The 15652-nt window shown below is 68.3% G+C and carries 18 protein-coding genes and 2 tRNA genes; 14 read left to right on the plus strand and 6 right to left on the minus strand.

The window, feature by feature from the left end; translation table 11 throughout:
* The first annotated feature begins 86 nt into the window (after positions 1–86).
* Complete coding sequence (locus ACOFKX_RS13415) at positions 87–236, plus strand: hypothetical protein (protein WP_419827582.1); 150 nt, start codon at positions 87–89, stop codon at positions 234–236.
* Here the strand turns inward: ACOFKX_RS13415 and ACOFKX_RS13420 are convergent.
* The 3 genes from ACOFKX_RS13420 to ACOFKX_RS13430 form a co-directional block, all read right to left on the minus strand.
* Complete coding sequence (locus tag ACOFKX_RS13420; protein WP_419827583.1) at positions 224–2785, minus strand: class I SAM-dependent DNA methyltransferase; 2562 nt, start codon at positions 2783–2785, stop codon at positions 224–226. The two genes, ACOFKX_RS13415 and ACOFKX_RS13420, sit on opposite strands and share 13 nt — an antisense overlap.
* Positions 2704–4290: a tyrosine-type recombinase/integrase gene (locus tag ACOFKX_RS13425; protein ID WP_419827584.1), complete on the minus strand. Its 1587-nt coding sequence runs from the start codon at positions 4288–4290 to the stop codon at positions 2704–2706. The genes ACOFKX_RS13420 and ACOFKX_RS13425 overlap by 82 nt, the downstream gene beginning before the upstream one ends.
* A gap of 153 nt (positions 4291–4443) precedes the next feature.
* Positions 4444–4533: transfer RNA gene (locus ACOFKX_RS13430), tRNA-Ser, on the minus strand.
* 197 nt (positions 4534–4730) lie between these two features.
* On the opposite strand from ACOFKX_RS13430, the gene ACOFKX_RS13435 reads away from it, so the two are divergent.
* The 4 genes from ACOFKX_RS13435 (at position 4731) to ACOFKX_RS13450 (ending at position 7748) form a co-directional block, all read left to right on the plus strand.
* Positions 4731–5189, plus strand: coding sequence for an RpiB/LacA/LacB family sugar-phosphate isomerase (locus ACOFKX_RS13435; protein ID WP_419827585.1), 459 nt, complete (start codon positions 4731–4733; stop codon positions 5187–5189).
* Positions 5186–6499, plus strand: a complete 1314-nt coding sequence (glyA, locus tag ACOFKX_RS13440) for a serine hydroxymethyltransferase (RefSeq protein ID WP_419827586.1) — start codon at positions 5186–5188, stop codon at positions 6497–6499. The genes ACOFKX_RS13435 and glyA overlap by 4 nt, the downstream gene beginning before the upstream one ends.
* A complete protein-coding gene (gene nrdR / locus ACOFKX_RS13445) occupies positions 6500–6961 on the plus strand; it encodes a transcriptional regulator NrdR (RefSeq protein WP_419827587.1) in 462 nt (153 codons plus the stop codon).
* 70 nt (positions 6962–7031) lie between these two features.
* Entirely contained in the window at positions 7032–7748 is a 717-nt protein-coding gene (locus ACOFKX_RS13450) for an RNA methyltransferase (RefSeq protein ID WP_419827588.1), read from the plus strand.
* On the opposite strand, the gene ACOFKX_RS13455 is transcribed toward ACOFKX_RS13450, so the two are convergent.
* Positions 7745–8053: a chorismate mutase gene (locus tag ACOFKX_RS13455; RefSeq protein ID WP_419827589.1), complete on the minus strand. Its 309-nt coding sequence runs from the start codon at positions 8051–8053 to the stop codon at positions 7745–7747. The genes ACOFKX_RS13450 and ACOFKX_RS13455 overlap by 4 nt on opposite strands.
* Positions 8054–8149: 96 nt before the next feature.
* Between ACOFKX_RS13455 and ACOFKX_RS13460 the strand changes: the two genes are divergently transcribed.
* The 4 genes from ACOFKX_RS13460 (at position 8150) to aguB (ending at position 11268) form a co-directional block, all read left to right on the plus strand.
* Entirely contained in the window at positions 8150–8440 is a 291-nt protein-coding gene (locus ACOFKX_RS13460; RefSeq protein ID WP_419827590.1) for a hypothetical protein, read from the plus strand.
* A gap of 184 nt (positions 8441–8624) precedes the next feature.
* A complete protein-coding gene (gene rpsD, locus ACOFKX_RS13465) occupies positions 8625–9239 on the plus strand; it encodes a 30S ribosomal protein S4 (protein WP_419827591.1) in 615 nt (204 codons plus the stop codon).
* Between the two features lie 171 nt (positions 9240–9410).
* Positions 9411–10385, plus strand: coding sequence for an agmatine deiminase family protein (locus ACOFKX_RS13470; protein WP_419827592.1), 975 nt, complete (start codon positions 9411–9413; stop codon positions 10383–10385).
* Positions 10386–10416: 31 nt separating this feature from the next.
* Positions 10417–11268, plus strand: a complete 852-nt coding sequence (gene aguB / locus ACOFKX_RS13475) for an N-carbamoylputrescine amidase (protein ID WP_419827593.1) — start codon at positions 10417–10419, stop codon at positions 11266–11268.
* 17 nt (positions 11269–11285) lie between these two features.
* On the opposite strand, the gene ACOFKX_RS13480 is transcribed toward aguB, so the two are convergent.
* The gene (locus ACOFKX_RS13480; protein ID WP_419827594.1) at positions 11286–11456 is read right to left on the minus strand and encodes a hypothetical protein; all 171 of its coding nucleotides are present in this window, start codon (positions 11454–11456) and stop codon (positions 11286–11288) included.
* 6 nt (positions 11457–11462) lie between these two features.
* Complete coding sequence (locus ACOFKX_RS13485; RefSeq protein ID WP_419827595.1) at positions 11463–12116, minus strand: uracil-DNA glycosylase; 654 nt, start codon at positions 12114–12116, stop codon at positions 11463–11465.
* Between the two features lie 23 nt (positions 12117–12139).
* On the opposite strand from ACOFKX_RS13485, the gene folK reads away from it, so the two are divergent.
* The 5 genes from folK to ACOFKX_RS13510 all read left to right on the plus strand — a co-directional run bounded on the left by folK (position 12140) and on the right by ACOFKX_RS13510 (position 15615).
* Entirely contained in the window at positions 12140–12670 is a 531-nt protein-coding gene (gene folK / locus ACOFKX_RS13490; RefSeq protein ID WP_419827596.1) for a 2-amino-4-hydroxy-6-hydroxymethyldihydropteridine diphosphokinase, read from the plus strand.
* Positions 12661–12736, plus strand: a tRNA-Lys gene (locus ACOFKX_RS13495). Before folK ends, ACOFKX_RS13495 begins: the two co-directional genes overlap by 10 nt.
* Before the next feature lie 131 nt (positions 12737–12867).
* Positions 12868–13914, plus strand: coding sequence for a GDP-mannose 4,6-dehydratase (gene gmd, locus ACOFKX_RS13500; protein WP_419827597.1), 1047 nt, complete (start codon positions 12868–12870; stop codon positions 13912–13914).
* Positions 13911–14876: a GDP-mannose 4,6-dehydratase gene (locus ACOFKX_RS13505; protein WP_419827598.1), complete on the plus strand. Its 966-nt coding sequence runs from the start codon at positions 13911–13913 to the stop codon at positions 14874–14876. Before gmd ends, ACOFKX_RS13505 begins: the two co-directional genes overlap by 4 nt.
* A 256-nt stretch (positions 14877–15132) precedes the next feature.
* A complete protein-coding gene (locus tag ACOFKX_RS13510; protein ID WP_419827599.1) occupies positions 15133–15615 on the plus strand; it encodes a hypothetical protein in 483 nt (160 codons plus the stop codon).
* Positions 15616–15652 lie beyond the last annotated feature (37 nt).

Below are 15652 nucleotides of genomic sequence, written 5' to 3' on the forward strand. Positions count from 1 at the left end.
CTCGTAGATATGCTACCAGGCGACCGCGGCGTGCGGGAGGCTGACCGAGGTGAGCTATGGCGACTAAGACGTATAAGAGCGAGCCGATGGCGGCCGTCCACGAGATGATGGAAGGCCTTCGCCAGGGCGGCGCGATCGAGGAGCAGACCATGCGCGACTTCGATGCTGCCTGCCTGTCCCTCGCGCCCGAGCCGGAGCGGGACGCGCAGCAAGGCGGGAGCGATCAGGCTGCGTAACGCCCGTCATTGAGGCGGCGGGCCATGCCTAGTCCGGCGAGCGCATCGAGCACCGGACGGACGGTAGCGGCGCGCTTTCCCTTGAAGCTGCGGGCGATGTCCGCTGCGCCAAGCGGCGCGGGCGCGGCGGCGAGGATCGACTGCACCGCGCCGACCTGCTCGGGCAAGGTCGCCGGCCAAGGGATAATGTTGCTGATCGGCGCCACTGCGGTCTCGCCCAGATCGAACGTACCCGCAACCGGCGCGCGATAGCCGGGATCCTGAAACTCGGGGCGCAGATAGCGCACCAGTCCGCGCGCCTCCTCTGTCGCCCTCTGCTTGTTGAGCGCGACGAGGCGGGTGAGGATCATCTCCTCGTCCAGCGTGCCGGCGCGATGCTCGTCGCCCCAGCCATAGGCGTCCGCCACGCCCTCATCGATCGCATCGTGATGCTGGCGGATTAGTGTGACCAGCCCGCGATCGTGAATGTCGCGCTCGGCAGCCGTGAGCGCGCGGCCTTCGCGCAGGGCTTCGAGGACGTTGTAGAGTTTGGTGAGCGTCAGGTCGGCATGCTCGGCGACTACACGCTTGCGGAGGGCATCCAGCGCCTCAGCCTCCCTACTTATGCGATCCTGCTGCGAACCCAGAACGTCTGCCGGAAAGGGGAAAGGATCGAAGCAGGCCGCTTTAAGGTAGCGAGGGTCGTCTCCGACCCCTAGTCGCCCTCCATTAGCCAATGCCCATGCTAAATGGATCGAGCTCGACAAAATTCCAAGATAATAGCTGTCACCCATCCCAATCATGACGCACGTACTGTCCGGGCGGGTCGTCACGGGTAATCTGACAAAGATCCTATGCTTAGCAGTTAGCGGCGTTACTATCTGCTGACTGATGCCCTTAAGCGCAGGGCGAAAGGTGTTTCTTGCCTCGCCGTATATCCACCAGTTATCACGTACGAACGAACGCGCGTTCGTGTCGCGCTCAGGTTTCACACGCGTGAACAGATGCTGAAAGATCGCGCTACTGGCGTTCTTCAGATCTCCCGTGGTGCGAAAACGGCAAGCATCAATGACCCTGCGATGCTGGGCCTTCTGAACGATCTCGCGTGCGCCAATTAGCCCGCGTATGAATTCCTCTTTCTCAGCATGCGTAAGAGTATCGACGAACTCGTCATCAACAACAAATCCGCTTCCGGTCAGCTGAAAGCCAACCGAGCATAGCCTGGCGTTTGACTGCAGACTCATTGCCTTCTGTAGATTGACCTTCGTCCGGAACCCTGCGCTGATTACGCCAATCTCCTCAGCATATTGAACCTCAAATTCCCCATTTTGAGCAGGCTTTTCATGGCCCACAGTCACAAGTCTGCCTACGCTTTTCCCCTCGCCCGCAATCGTGAACGCGACCCGCACCGATGCCCCATTTGATTCATCAATCCACGGATGATTAGGGATCGCGTAGACCAGAGAAATGGGCGTTGGACCATCCATGTGGTAAGACATAACTGTACGGGAAAAGGTCTGCGTAATGCTCTTGGTGGTAATGAAACCAAATCTGCGAACGCTATCGCGCTCAAGGAGCACGGCAGCTTTATGCCACCAGAACATGACAAAGTCTGCGTGGTCGGGAATGCTGGGATAACTGAGACGGACCGCCTCAATGTAGGCGCCGTCGTTGTTTGAGCGCACCGTACGCGCACCGTGGAAGGGAGGATTACCCAAAATGAAGTTCGCCTTCGGCCACTTGGCCGCGCGCGGGTTGACGTAGCGGTACACTTCCACCCGCGCCGCCTCGTCCGGCACCGCTTTGCCGGTGACCGGATGCGGCTTCATCGTCTCGCCATCCCAGCGGGTGACGGGTGCGCCGGACGCGTCGCGCTCAAGCACGCGCTCGTCCCATTCGATCAGCGCGTCGCGGTTCTCGATGGTGCGGATGTCGCGCAGGATCGGCTCGGGCGGCGGGCGGTCGGCGCCGTTCACGCGGAAGTGCCACTGGAGGTAGCCGATCCACAGCACCAGCTGGGCGATGGCGGCGGCGCGCGGGTTGATCTCGACCCCGAGGAAGTTCTCCGGCGTGATCGTATGACCGGTCAGCTCGGCGAGATACTGGTCGTCGCCGAGGTCGACGAGCAGGTCGAGCACCTCGCCCTCCAGCTCCTTCAACCGCGCCATCGCCACGTAGAGGAAGTTGCCGGTGCCGCAGGCTGGATCGAGCACGCGGGTCTGCGCGAGCCGGGTGTGGAAGGTCTCCACCGTGCGGCGCGCTTCGTCGACCTTGCCCTGCTCGATCAGCTCGGTCGCGGCGACGCGCACGCCCGCCCAGTCGGAGCGCAGCGGCTCTATGATGGTCGGCCCGACGAGCAGCTCGACATAGGCGCGCGGGGTGTAGTGGGCACCCAGCTTGGCGCGCTCCTTGGGGTTGAGCGCGCGCTCCAGCAGCGTGCCGAAGATGGCGGGCTCGACCTCGGTCCAGGTGTGCTCAGCGGCCTGGATCAGCACCTCCAACTCCTCGGTAACGAGCGGGATGGCGGTGCGATCCTTGAACAGATAGCCGTTGAACTTGCGGAGCGGCACGCCGAGTGCGGGGGAGAACTCGCCCGCATGTGGTAGAAGTGTTGGCAGGCGTCCGCGAACGAGATGCCGTCGAATAGCGCTTCGATCTCGTCCCGCGTCTCAGCCAGGTTCATGGGTGTCGTGAAGGTGCCGAAATCATCCTGAGCTGAGAGCTGCAGCACGCGGAGTTCGTCTCGCAATTGCTGAACGCGATCACGTGAGCCAGACAGGTGGCGCATCTCGCCCAGAGCCGCCTTGGTCCAGTGAGCCTTCACCGCGGACTGGTCCGACTCGTCCCGCATCTTCAGCGTCTGTTCGGCCGCCTCCATGCGGCAGCGATTCGCGTGGTCCTTATCGTTCAGTCTGTCGTGACAACCAGCGGCAATGATCCACACGCGCCTCACAGCTTCCGGGTAGGTCCCCGCTGGCGCGCTTCGGGCGAGCGCCTCTGCGTCCTTCGCCACCCGGCCAACTTCGAGGATGCCATACCAGATGCCCAGCTCGGCCGTCTTCACGAAGACGACATAGTGGTTTCCGGCGAGGGCCGCGTCGTAGCAAGCGAGCAGAGACTGTCGCACCACATCGGGGATCTCGCCGCGCTTTTTGGTCAACCTTGTCAGCGCCGTCGCTCGGGCCAGGGGCTCGACGACATCCATGATTGAGTCGGCGGGTCTGGACGCGCGAGGACGGATCGAGTCGTCGAGGCGCCCCTGAGCGATCTCGCAATAAGCCTCGATCGCGACAGCCGCCGCCTTCCAGTGCTTGCGGTTGTTGTAGAAGACGATGTCCCCGACCTTGGCCCGCAGGTGGGCGATCGCCACCGTCTCCACCTGCACCTTGCGCAGCTGGTTTACCGCCTGCTCGACGCGGCCTCGCAGGTTTGGCGTATTCGGGAGGTGCCCGCGGTCGATCTCGCCCCGTCCGAGCTTATGTCTCGTGTTGGCTTCGTGCCGCCGGAGTTCGGCGATCGTGTCGGTGATCGCGCCGAGTTCCTGCGCGACCTTCATTGCAGAAAGTAGAACGGTTTCCCTGGGGAAGCCGTCCGGGAGATAGGTCGGATCAAGGAGCGCCGCAGCCGTGCAGAGCGTCAGCTGCACGAACGGCGAGTCCGCACCATGGCCGAGGTGGACCTTGCCGGCCTTCATGCGATCGGCAGGCACGGTCCAGACCCGCTTCGCCAGATCAATCTCCGGCCAGCGCATGCCGCGAACCTCGCCCGATCGCGCCGCGGCCAGGATCAGGAACTCCAGCGCTAGCCTCGCAATCGTGCTTTTGTCGCGCACCCGGACCAGGAAAGCAGGCACGTCCTCGAACGGCAGCGCCGCCAGGTGCCGGTCCCGCTTGGGCTGGCGAGGAAGGCCGCGTGAGATCGAGCGAAGCGGCGCCTCGGTGGTCCGGAACCCCTTGGCATAGGACCAGTCGAGCACGACGCCGATGCGCTGCCGCACGCGCCGCGCCGTCTCCGGCTTGCTGAGCCAGATCGGTGCCAGCACGTCGCGGATCTGCGCGACCGTCAGCTTCCCCATGATTCTGCCTCGATCTGGGTCCGAGTTTTGCCCCACACTTGTGTGGGGATGACCCGGAACATAGCAGGAACACGTGAAATCCATCAAGTGGCCGAAAGACCTGTTGTTACAGGCACTTAAGGGACATTTTTGGACTTCGTGGGACACTGTAGGTGGCGGAGAGGGTGGGATTCGAACCCACGGTGAGCTTGCACCCACAACGGTTTTCGAGACCGTCCCAATCGACCACTCTGGCACCTCTCCGCGAGATGGCTGGCGGCGCCGTGCAGGCGTCGTCATGGTCGTGCGGGCGGCGCCTTACCGGCGTTCATGCGGCTTGCCAAGCCGTTCGCGGCGGGGTGCCGCCACCGAGGTGGCGCACGACGGTGCGAGCGCCTAGATGGCGGCACATCGAATCGGCTTGCGCTACGGTGCCCGCCGAACGGAGACCGCCCCCGCTCATGAGCGCCCGCATCGCCCTCGCCTCCGACCATGCCGCCACGGCGCTCCGCTCTGCGCTGATCGCGCATGCGCGGGCGAGCGAGCACGTGGTGATCGATCTTGGCCCGCATCGGGTCGGCCCGGTCGACTATCCCGATTACGGTCGGTTGCTCGCCGATGCAGTGGCGAACGGCCAGGCGGATTTCGGGGTCGCGCTGTGCGGATCGGGGATCGGCATCTCGATCGCGGTCAACCGCCACCCCGCGCTCCGCTGCGCGCTCGTCTCCGATCCGGTCTCGGCCGCGCTGGCGCGTGCGCACAACGACGCGAACGCGATCGCGATGGGCGCGCGACTGATCGGCGAGGATATGGCCAAGGCCTGCCTCGACGCATTTCTTGCAACCGACTTCGAGGGCGGCCGCCACGCCGCACGCGTGGCCAAGCTTTCCCTCCCCTTTTCCGTCAAGGAGCCCGCATGAGCGCCCAGCCCGCCGACAGGCCTGAGATCCGCGCCGAGGGCTTCTTCTCGCGCGGTCTCGCGGAGGCCGATCCCGCCATATTCGCGGGCGTCGCGCACGAGCTCGACCGCGAGCGCTACCAGATCGAGCTGATCGCATCCGAGAACATCGTCTCGCGCGCGGTGCTGGAGGCACAGGGCTCGATCTTCACCAACAAATATGCCGAGGGCTATCCGGGCAAGCGCTACTACCAGGGCTGCAAGCCGTCGGACGAGGTGGAGAGTCTCGCGATCGATCGCGCCAAGCAGCTGTTCGGCTGCGGCTTCGCCAACGTCCAGCCGCACTCAGGCGCGCAGGCCAATGGCGCGGTGATGCTGGCGCTGACGAAGCCGGGCGATACGATCATGGGGCTCAGTCTCGACGCGGGCGGACACCTGACGCACGGCGCCAAGGCGGCGATGAGCGGCAAGTGGTACAACGCCGTCCAGTACGGCGTCCGGCCGGACGATCACCTGATCGACTATGACGAAGTCGAACGGCTGGCGAAGGAGCATCGACCGACGCTCCTCATCGCCGGAGGATCGGCCTACCCTCGCCACATCGACTTCGCGCGCTTCCGCGCCATCGCGGACGAGGTCGGCGCCCGCTTCATGGTCGACATGGCGCACTTCGCGGGACTCGTCGCGGCGGGCGTTCACCCCTCGCCCTTCGGCCACGCGCACGTCGTCACGACGACCACCCACAAGACGCTGCGGGGGCCGCGCGGCGGCATGATCCTGACCGACGACGATGCCATCGCCAAGAAGATCAACTCGGCGGTGTTTCCGGGCCTGCAGGGTGGGCCGCTGATGCACGTCATCGCCGCCAAGGCCGTGGCGTTCGGCGAGGCGCTGACGCCGGAGTTCCGCGTTTACAGCCGCGCGGTCGTCGAGAACGCCAAGGCGCTCGCCGCCAAGCTCAAGGAGCGCGGTGCCGATCTCGTCGCGGGCGGCACCGATACGCATCTGGCGCTGGTCGACTTGCGACCGCTCGGCATCACCGGCAGGGATGCCGACGAAGCGCTGGAACGTGCCGGCATCACCTGCAACAAGAACGGCGTGCCCTTCGATCCGCTGCCGCCGGTGAAGACCAGCGGCATCCGGGTGGGCTCACCGGCAGGCACTACCCGCGGCTTCGGCATCGCCGAGTTCCGCGACATCGGCGACATGGTCGCGGACGTGCTCGACGGCCTCGCCGCCAAGGGCGAGGAGGGGGACGCCGCGGTTGAGGCGGACGTGCGCGCCCGCGTGCGGCAGCTGTGCGAGCGTTTCCCGATCTACCCGGAGGGCTGATTGCGCTGCCCCTTCTGCGCCCACGATGCGAGCCAGGTGAAGGACAGCCGGCCGAGCGAGGACAATGCCGCGATCCGCAGGCGCCGCCAGTGCGAGGGCTGCGGCGGACGCTTCACCACCTTCGAGCGCGTGCAGCTGCGCGAGGTGATGGTGGTGAAGTCCGGCGGCCGTCGCGAGCCGTTCGATCGCGCCAAGTTGGAACGCTCGATCGCGATCGCCTGCCGCAAACGGCCGTTGGAGTCGGAGCGGATCGAGCGCCTGGTCTCGGGCATCCAGCGCCAGGTCGAGACCGGCGGTGAGGCCGAGATCGGGAGCGGCGCGATCGGCGGCCTGGTGATGGAGGGGCTGCGCGGGCTCGATCCCGTCGCGTACATCCGCTTCGCCAGCGTCTACAAGGATTTCGCGGAGGCGCGCGACTTCGAGGAGTTCGCCGGCTCGGTCGCGGACGTAGCCGATAAGTGAAGGCCTGCGAGACGACCACTCCGAGCAGCAGCCGCGCGCAGCCGTTGTCGCGCGGGACGGGGCCCGCTGCATGACGGCTGTCCCCGCCATCGTCCTCGTCCGTCCGCAGCTCGGACAGAATATCGGCAAGGCGGCCCGCGCCATGCTCAATTTCGGGCTGACCGATATGCGGCTGGTGGCGCCCCGCGATGGCTGGCCCAACCCGGAGGCCGGCCCGGCCGCCTCCGGTGCCGACGCCGTGCTGGGCGGCGCGCGTGTTTATGAGAACGTCGCCGAGGCCGTCGCCGATTGCGCGACGGTCTACGCCACCACGGTGCGCAAACGCGGCGTCAGCAAGCCGGTGCTGACGCCGGCACAGGTCGCCGCCGACATCCACGCCGCCACGGGGCAGGCGGCCATCTTGTTCGGACCGGAGCGATCGGGGCTGGAGGCCGACGACGTCGCGCTGTCGCGCGCTATCCTGACGGTGCCGATCAATCCGGAGTTCGGCTCGCTCAATCTCGCGCAGGCGGTGATCCTCGTCGCCTACGAATGGTCGCGCGGGCGCGGGCTGGCGCAGCCGCCCGCGGTCGCTCTCGATCCCCCCGCGCCGCAGGCCGAGCTGGACGGCATGATCACGCAGCTCGACGGGATGCTGGAGGCGGCCGGCTACTTCCACCCGCCCGACCGCGCGCCATCGACGCGGCGGACGCTGCGCACTATGCTGACCAAGCCCGGCTGGACCGCGCAGGAGGTACGCACCTTCCGGGGCGTGCTCTCCGCCCTCGCCCAGCCGCGGCCGCGCTAGCCTCGCGCTTTATCGAAGAGCTCCATCTCGTAGGCGATCGACGCCTCGACCAGCACCTCCCAGAGCGCGCGCGCCGCGTTCTCGGGCCAGCCGGCGGCGCGGGCGTCGGCCGCCGCCGCGTCGATCACCTGCCGCTTGCGCTCCTCGTCGCGCACCATGCCGCGCTCCGGCTTGATCCGGGCGGCGGCGCGCATGTACCCGAAGCGGGTCGCGAGCAGCGTACCGATCGCTCGGTCGACCGCGTCGACGCCGGCGCGCACCTCCGCCATCGTGCCGCACGCGTCGGGTGCAATCATTTCGTCCATGGCGGCCCCGGTAGCCCGAGATCACGTGTCGGGGGAAGCGCTTGCCGATCATCGTCGCGAGATGCGTGATTGGAGCGCACGACAGGGAGGGGTGTCATGATCGTCGCATTGGGATTGGCCTCGCTGCTCATGGCCACTGGCCAGGACGCATCTCCTCCGCAGCCGCCCGCACCCGCTCAGGCGTCGGGCGGTCTCTCGAAGAGCGCGGTCGCGCAGTCGCGCAGCGCCAGGTTGCTGTGCCGCGAGGAGGTGCCGATCGGCTCCCGGCTGGGCGGACACCGCGTCTGCATGACCGGCGATCAGTGGCGCGAACGCGCCAACAACGATGGTGACACGGTCGGCGACACGCAGCGCCGGGCCTTCTCGCAGGGCTTGCCGCCGCACTGATCCAGACAGGTCGCATCGCGTCCGCGAGCTTGACTTCCACGATCCCGGGCGCCAGACGGCGCACTTCGCAATTGGCCCCGCACGTCCGGTGAAGCGGGTGCCCTGCCGCGCGTTCTGCACGCGGACAGCGCGGTTCCGGCACATGACGGGCATTCCGCCCGTCCACGCAGTTGAGGACGTCACGATGTCGAAGCGCAGCAGCGCCAAGTACAAGCTCGATCGCCGCATGGGCGAGAATATCTGGGGTCGCCCCAAGTCGCCGGTCAACAAGCGCGAATATGGTCCCGGCCAGCACGGCCAGCGCCGCAAGGGCAAGGCGACCGACTACGGCATCCAGCTCCGCGCCAAGCAGAAGCTGAAGGGCTATTACGGCGACGTCACCGAGAAGCAGTTCCGCAAGGCATATGCCGAGGCGGATCGACTGAAGGGCGACACCTCGCAGAACCTGATCGGTCTGCTCGAGCGTCGCCTCGACGCGGTGGTGTATCGCGCGAAGTTCACGCCGACGATCTGGTCGGCTCGCCAGCTCGTCAGCCACGGCCACATCCGCGTCAACGGCGTGAAGTGCAATATCGCGTCGCGGCCGGTGAAGGTCGGGGACGTGATCGAACTCGGCGCGAAGGCCCAGGAAATGGCGCTGGTGATTGAGGCGCAGAGCCTGTCCGAGCGCGAGGTGCCGGATTATCTGGCGCAGGACGGCAACGCCAAGGTCAGCTTCGTGCGCGTGCCGAAGCTCGACGAGGTGCCCTATCCGGTGAAGATGGAGCCGAACTTGGTCGTCGAGTTCTACTCGCGCTGATACAGCCAAGTCGGAGCAGTTCAGAAGGGGCGGTGCCGGCGACGGTGCCGCCCCTTCTCGCATTAAGACCCCCGCATGTGCAGCGAGCAGACGCAAAGCGTCGTGCGCAGCCGATCGGTTAGGCGCGCGAGCCGGTTTGCCTCGGGCCTCGGGCAGTGTCATGCGGCGCGCATGACTCCCCGCCAGCCCCCCGAATGGGCACCTCACGACGCCGTGTGGATCGGCTTCCCAAGTCACCCGGACCTCTGGGAGGACGATCTCGCCCCTGCCCGCGCCGAGGTCGCCGCCTTCGCGCGTGCCGTCCACGCCGGCGGGCGCGGCGAACGGGTGCTGTTGGTCTGCGCCGACGAGGCTTCCGCGGACGCGGCACGGGGCCTGGCGGGTGACGCGGCGGAGGCGATCCTGCTCCCGTTCGGCGATGTCTGGCTGCGCGACACCGGGCCGATCCTGCTGGGCGATGGCACCGCGCGCGATTTCCTGTTCAACTGGTGGGGCGGCAAGTACGACCTGCCGGGTGACGAGGAACTGGCGGCGTTGCTGGCCGAGCATCGCGGGATGCCGGCGATGCGATGCGATTGGGTGCTGGAAGGCGGCGCGATCGACGTCGACGGCACCGGTCTCGGCGTGACCACCGAACAGTGCCTGCTCAACCCGAACCGGAATCCCTCGCTGTCGCGCGCGGAGATCGAGGCGCGGCTGGCGCAGGATCTCGGCATTCGCAGGCTGCTGTGGCTGGGCGACGGGCTCGCGCACGACCATACCGACGGCCACGTCGACAATCTCGCGCGCTTCGTCGGCGAGAACCGGCTGGCAATTCCCGAACCGGCGGGCGACGACGATCCCAATGCCGCCGTCTACGCCGATGCCCGCATTCGCGCCGAGGCGGCGGGCGTGGAGGTGGCTCTCCTCCCCTCGCCCGGCCGCGTGACACGCGACGGCGAGGTGGTTCCCGCCTCCTACATGAACTTCTACATCGGCAACGCCGCTGTCGTGGTGCCGGTCTACGGCGCCGTCAACGATGACCCGGCGGTAACGGCGATCGGCGCGCTCTTCCCCGGCCGCAAGGCGATCGGCATCCGTGCCGACCGCCTGCTCACCGGCGGCGGCAGCCTGCACTGCATCTCGCAGCAGATCCCGCGCCTTTGATCCGTCACCGCACGCGCCTATCTGCACGCCCATGACCGAGATCAGCGTCGCCGCCCTCCAGCTCGCGTTCGGCGAGGACATGGCCGAGAACATCGCGCGCGTCTCCGATCGCGTCCGCGAAGCGGCGGCCAGGGGCGCGCAGGTGATCCTGCCGCCCGAACTGTTCGAGGGTCCGTACTTCTGCCGCGTCGAGGACGAGGAGCTGTTCGCCAAAGCCCGCCCGCTCGATGCGCATCCCGCCGTCGCCGCGATGCGCGCGCTGGCCGCAGACCTGCGCGTCGCGATCCCGACCAGCTTCTTCGAGGCGGACGGGCCGCACCACTATAACAGCCTGGCGATGATCGGACCCGACGGCGACGTCCGCGGCGTCTATCGCAAGAGCCACATCCCCGACGGCCCCGGCTACGAGGAGAAGTTCTACTTCCGGCCCGGCAACACCGGGTTCAAGGTGTGGCCGGAGGCCGCGCCCGCGACGATCGGCGTCGGCGTCTGCTGGGATCAGTGGTATCCCGAGGCGGCGCGCGCGATGATGCTGATGGGCGCGGAAGTGCTGTTCTACCCGACCGCGATAGGCAGCGAGCCGCACGACACCTCCCTCGACACCGCGCGGCTATGGCGGCGCGCGATGGTGGGACACGCCGTCTCGAACGTCGTGCCGATCGTCGCCGCAAACCGGGTGGGGACCGAACATGGCCAGAGCTTCTACGGCACCAGCTTCATCTGCGACGAGCGCGGCGACATGCTGGCCGAACTCGATCGCGAGGAGGAGGGCGTGATCGTCACGACGCTGGACCTCGCGCGCGTGAAGCGCCACCGCGCCGCGTTCGGCTTCTTCCGCGATCGCCGCCCCGAACTCTACGGCCGCCTGGTGGAGGACGTCTGAGCCCCCAGGCGCCAGGTTCAGCCCCGCCGGGCCAGCATCCGCCGCACGAGCGTGCGGCCCAGCCATAGCGTCATGACGACGCCGCCGGCGGCGAGCATCACCGTGCCGGCGATCGACGCGCCCGCCCATAGCGCGGCCGCGATCAGGATGGCCATGAAGTCCGCGATCGCGAGCGTGAGGTGGACCATCGCGCGCTAGGCGGCCAACGCCGCCGCCCGCGCGAACACCGCCTCGAACATGGCGGGCGTGAGGACGCGCGTGTTCTGGTTGTAGCGCGAGCAATGGTAGCTATCGATCAGCAGCGGTCCCGCCGGCGTCTCGTGCTCGGCGCCGTGACCGAACTTCAAACGCGAGAGCGTGCCTCCCAGCGCCTTCACCGCGGACTGATGGGCGATCTGCCCGAGGGCCACCACCACGCGGAGCGTAGGCAGCGCGGCCAGCACAGGTGCGAGGAACTGACGACAGGTCGCGATCTCCGCCGGCAACGGCTTGTTCTGCGGAGGCACGCAGCGCACCGCATTGACGATCACCGCGCCGGTGAGCACGAGCCCGTCGTCGGGCCGCGCGGCATAGGTTCCGGTCGCCAAGCCGTTGGCGAGCAGCGTCGCGTAGAGGAGTTCGCCCGCGAAATCCCCTGTGAACGGTCGGCCCGTGCGGTTGGCGCCCTGAAGACCCGGCGCCAGCCCAACGATGGCGATGCGGGCTGCTGGGTCACCCCACACGGGCACCGGCGCGTTGAACCAAGCGGGATGAGCCGTCCGCTGCACGTCGCGGAACGCGGCGAGGCGCGGGCAGAGCGGGCAGTCGCGGCCGGGCTCGACGAAAGCTACGGGGATTGGCGGCGCCATGGGCCTGCGATAGGCGCTCGCGCGTGGCGGCGACAAGCTACCTGATCGGGCTCGGATCGAACCGCGCGCACGGCCGCTACGGACAGCCTGCGGCGGTGCTGCGCGCGGCGCTCGATGCGCTGGCGGTGGAGGGGCTCGCGATCGACCGGGTGAGCGCCACCATCCGATCGCGTCCGCTCGGACCCGGAGGGCGCGACTATGCCAATACGGCGGCGCTCGTCTCGACGGACTGCGCTCCGCCAGCGCTGCTGCGACTGCTCAAACGCATCGAGCGCGAGTTCGGGCGGCGGCGCGGACGACGCTGGGGTGCACGCGTGCTCGACCTCGACATCCTCGCCTGGGAAGGAGGCCGGTGGCGCACGCGCGCCCTCCTCCTCCCCCATCCCGGCCTGCCGCATCGCGGCTTCGCGCTCGGCCCCGCCGCCGCGATCGCGCCGCGATGGCGGATCGGATCGGTGATGCTTGCAGCGCTGGAGGTGCGCCGGCTTCGGCCCCGACCCGTTGACCGCCCGGCGGCGCGTGCCCTAGGGCGCGAACGGCGTCCGGGTCCGTAGCTCAGTCGGTAGAGCAGTCGACTTTTAATCGAGAGGTCGTGGGTTCGAACCCCACCGGACCCACCAGTCGCTCCGTTGCGCCGTGGCGTGCCCGATCGGCGGCGGCGGTGCGGCCTGTTTCGAGCGGTGCACCGTCTGCAAACCTGATCGCAACATCAACCGCCTACGCGGATCCTGACGCTAACCGGAGCCTGCTTATGCCAGACAAGATCGCGCTCATCACCGGCATCACGGGGCAGGACGGATCGTATCTGACGGAACTGCTGCTCGCCAAGGGTTACGACGTGCACGGTTTCCGGAGGCGGGCCTCGTCGTTCAATACGAGCCGCATCGACCATCTCTACCACGATCCCCACGCCGAGGGCGCGAGGCTGACGCTGCACTATGGCGACATGACCGACACCGCCGCGATCGCCCGCGTGCTCGCCGAGGTGCGGCCGACCGAGGTCTACAACCTCGCCGCGCAAAGCCACGTCGCGGTCAGCTTCGAGACGCCCGAATACACCGCCAACGCCGACGCGGTGGGCACCATGCGGCTGCTCGAATCGATGCGGCTGCTCGGCCTTGGCGAGGGCACGCGCTTCTACCAGGCGTCGACGTCCGAACTCTACGGGCAGGTGCGGGAGACGCCGCAGAGGGAGACCACCCCCTTCCACCCGCGCAGCCCGTACGGCGTCGCGAAGCTGTACGCCTACTGGGCGACCGTGAACTATCGCGAGGCATACGGCTTCCACGCCTCCAACGGCATCCTGTTCAATCACGAGTCGCCCAGGCGCGGCGAGACCTTCGTCACGCGCAAGATCAGCATGGCGGTGGCGAGGATCGCCTGCGGGGCGCAGGAGACGCTGTTCATGGGCAATCTCGATGCCAGGCGAGATTGGGGACATGCGCGCGACTATGTCGAGGGCATGTGGCTGATGGTGCAGCAGCCCCAAGGCGACGACTACGTGCTCGCCACCGGCGAGACGCACAGCGTGCGGAGCTTCATCGAGAAGGCGTTCGCGGTCGCCGGGCTGGAGATCGCCTGGGAAGGCGCGGGCGAGGCGGAGGTCGGCCGCGATGCGGAGAGCGGCCGCACGCTCGTCGAGATCGATCCGCGCTACTTCCGGCCCGCCGAGGTCGAGCTGCTGCTCGGCGACCCGACGAAGGCGCGGGACGCACTGGGCTGGACGTCGCGTACTCCGCTCGACGCGCTGGTCACGGAGATGGTCGAGGCCGACCTCGCGCTCGCCCGGCGCGCGTGACGCGCTCCCTGATCGTCGGCGTCGGCGGGCAGGACGGCGCCTATCTCGCGCAGCGGCTGCTCGCGTCCGGCTATCATGTGACGGGCACGAGCCGCCAGTCAGCGGTGCCGGGCAATCTCGACATGCTCGGGATCGCGGGCATAGTCATGCTGCGGACGGTCGATCCCGGCGATCGAGCGTCCGTCGCCGCCTTGATCGCCGAAACGGTGCCCGACGAGATCTATTGGCTCGCCGCACAGACGTCGGTCGCCGCCTCGTTCGACGAACCGGCGGCGGGGCTCGCGGCGGCGGCCGATCTTGCCTCCGCGCTCGCCGCGGCGCGCGCTCACGCACCCGCCGCGCGCTTCCTGTTCGCGGCGTCCGGGGAGTGCTTCGGCGAGACGACGCAAGAGCGGCCCGCGCGCGAGGACACGGCCTTCGCGCCGCTCAGCCCCTACGCGGTGGGCAAGTGCGCCGGTGCGCTGGCGATCAGGCAGGCACGCGAGGCGCACGGCCAGTTCGCCTGTTCGGCCTACCTTTTCACGCACGAGTCGCCGCTCCGCCCCGAACGCTTCGTCGTGGCGAAGATCGCCGCCGCCGCGCGCCGGATCGCCGCCGGCTCGACCGAGACGCTGGGGCTCGGCGACGTGAGCGTGGTGCGCGATTGGGGCTGGGCGCCCGAGCATGTCGCGGCGATGCACGCCATGCTCACCGCCGACGAGCCCCGCGACCTGATCGTCGCGACCGGCACCAGCGTGCGGCTCGCCGATCTCGTCGAGGAAGCCTTCGCCGCCATCGGGCGTGACTGGCGGGATCATGTCGCGATCGACGCGGTGCCGCCCCGCCCCGGCGACGCGCGCAGCCACCATGCGCGACCGTCGCTCGCCGCCGCCACGATCGGATGGTGCGCCGGCGTGGACGCGCGCGCGATGATGCGCCGCCTGGTGCTGGGCGCGATCGGCTCCGAAGGCCGCCCGACGTAGGCCACGCGAACCCCGCCCAGGTCGAGCCGTCCTGGCAAATACGCGAGCTAACCCCGATCAGCGACCGCCCGGTATAACCCAGCGACCTGAGCGTGCCCGCGGAATTTGTTACGTCGGCAGTCCAAAGCACGTTGCGCCGTCGCAACATATTCGCTGACTACGGGCCGAGTCCCCCGGCATGGAACCCCTCGCGGAGCACCGGGTTGGGGCTTGCGCGAGACCTGTTCGCTCGCCGAACCCGGTTGGAGGAACGATAATGAAGAAGCTGATCCTTTTGGCGTCCGCCGCGCTGACGTTCGGCGGCGTCGCCTACGCGCAGGACGCCTCGACGGCGCCCGCCACCGGCACCACCAATCCCGATGCCGCCTCGCAGCCGGCCGGCACTCCCGACATGGGCACGCAGCCTCCCGCCGGCGGCACACCGGACATGGGCGCGCAGCCGTCCGCTCCCGGCGGGACGCCCGATGCCAGCGGCGGCATGCAGGCGCCCCCGCCCGCCGGCGGTGACATGAGCGGCGGCATGCAGGGCGGCATGAGCGGCGGCGCGACCGCGGCCCCGGGCAGCGCGACCGGGCCGAGCGGTCCCGTCTCCATGTCGCCGACGCAGGGCGCGACCGACCTGCCGACCTGCTCCAGGACCGTCACCGACAACTGCAAGCAGGGCGCGGGCAGCGGCAGGTCCGGCGGTCATCACCATGCGGTGCGTCACCACGCGGCGCGCCATCACCGGCACAAGTAAGCGTCGGCGCCTCACGCGCCGCTGACCCGATGCGGCC

It is taken from the genome of Sphingomonas sp. (assembly GCF_965200105.1).
GTDB lineage: Bacteria > Pseudomonadota > Alphaproteobacteria > Sphingomonadales > Sphingomonadaceae > Solisphingomonas.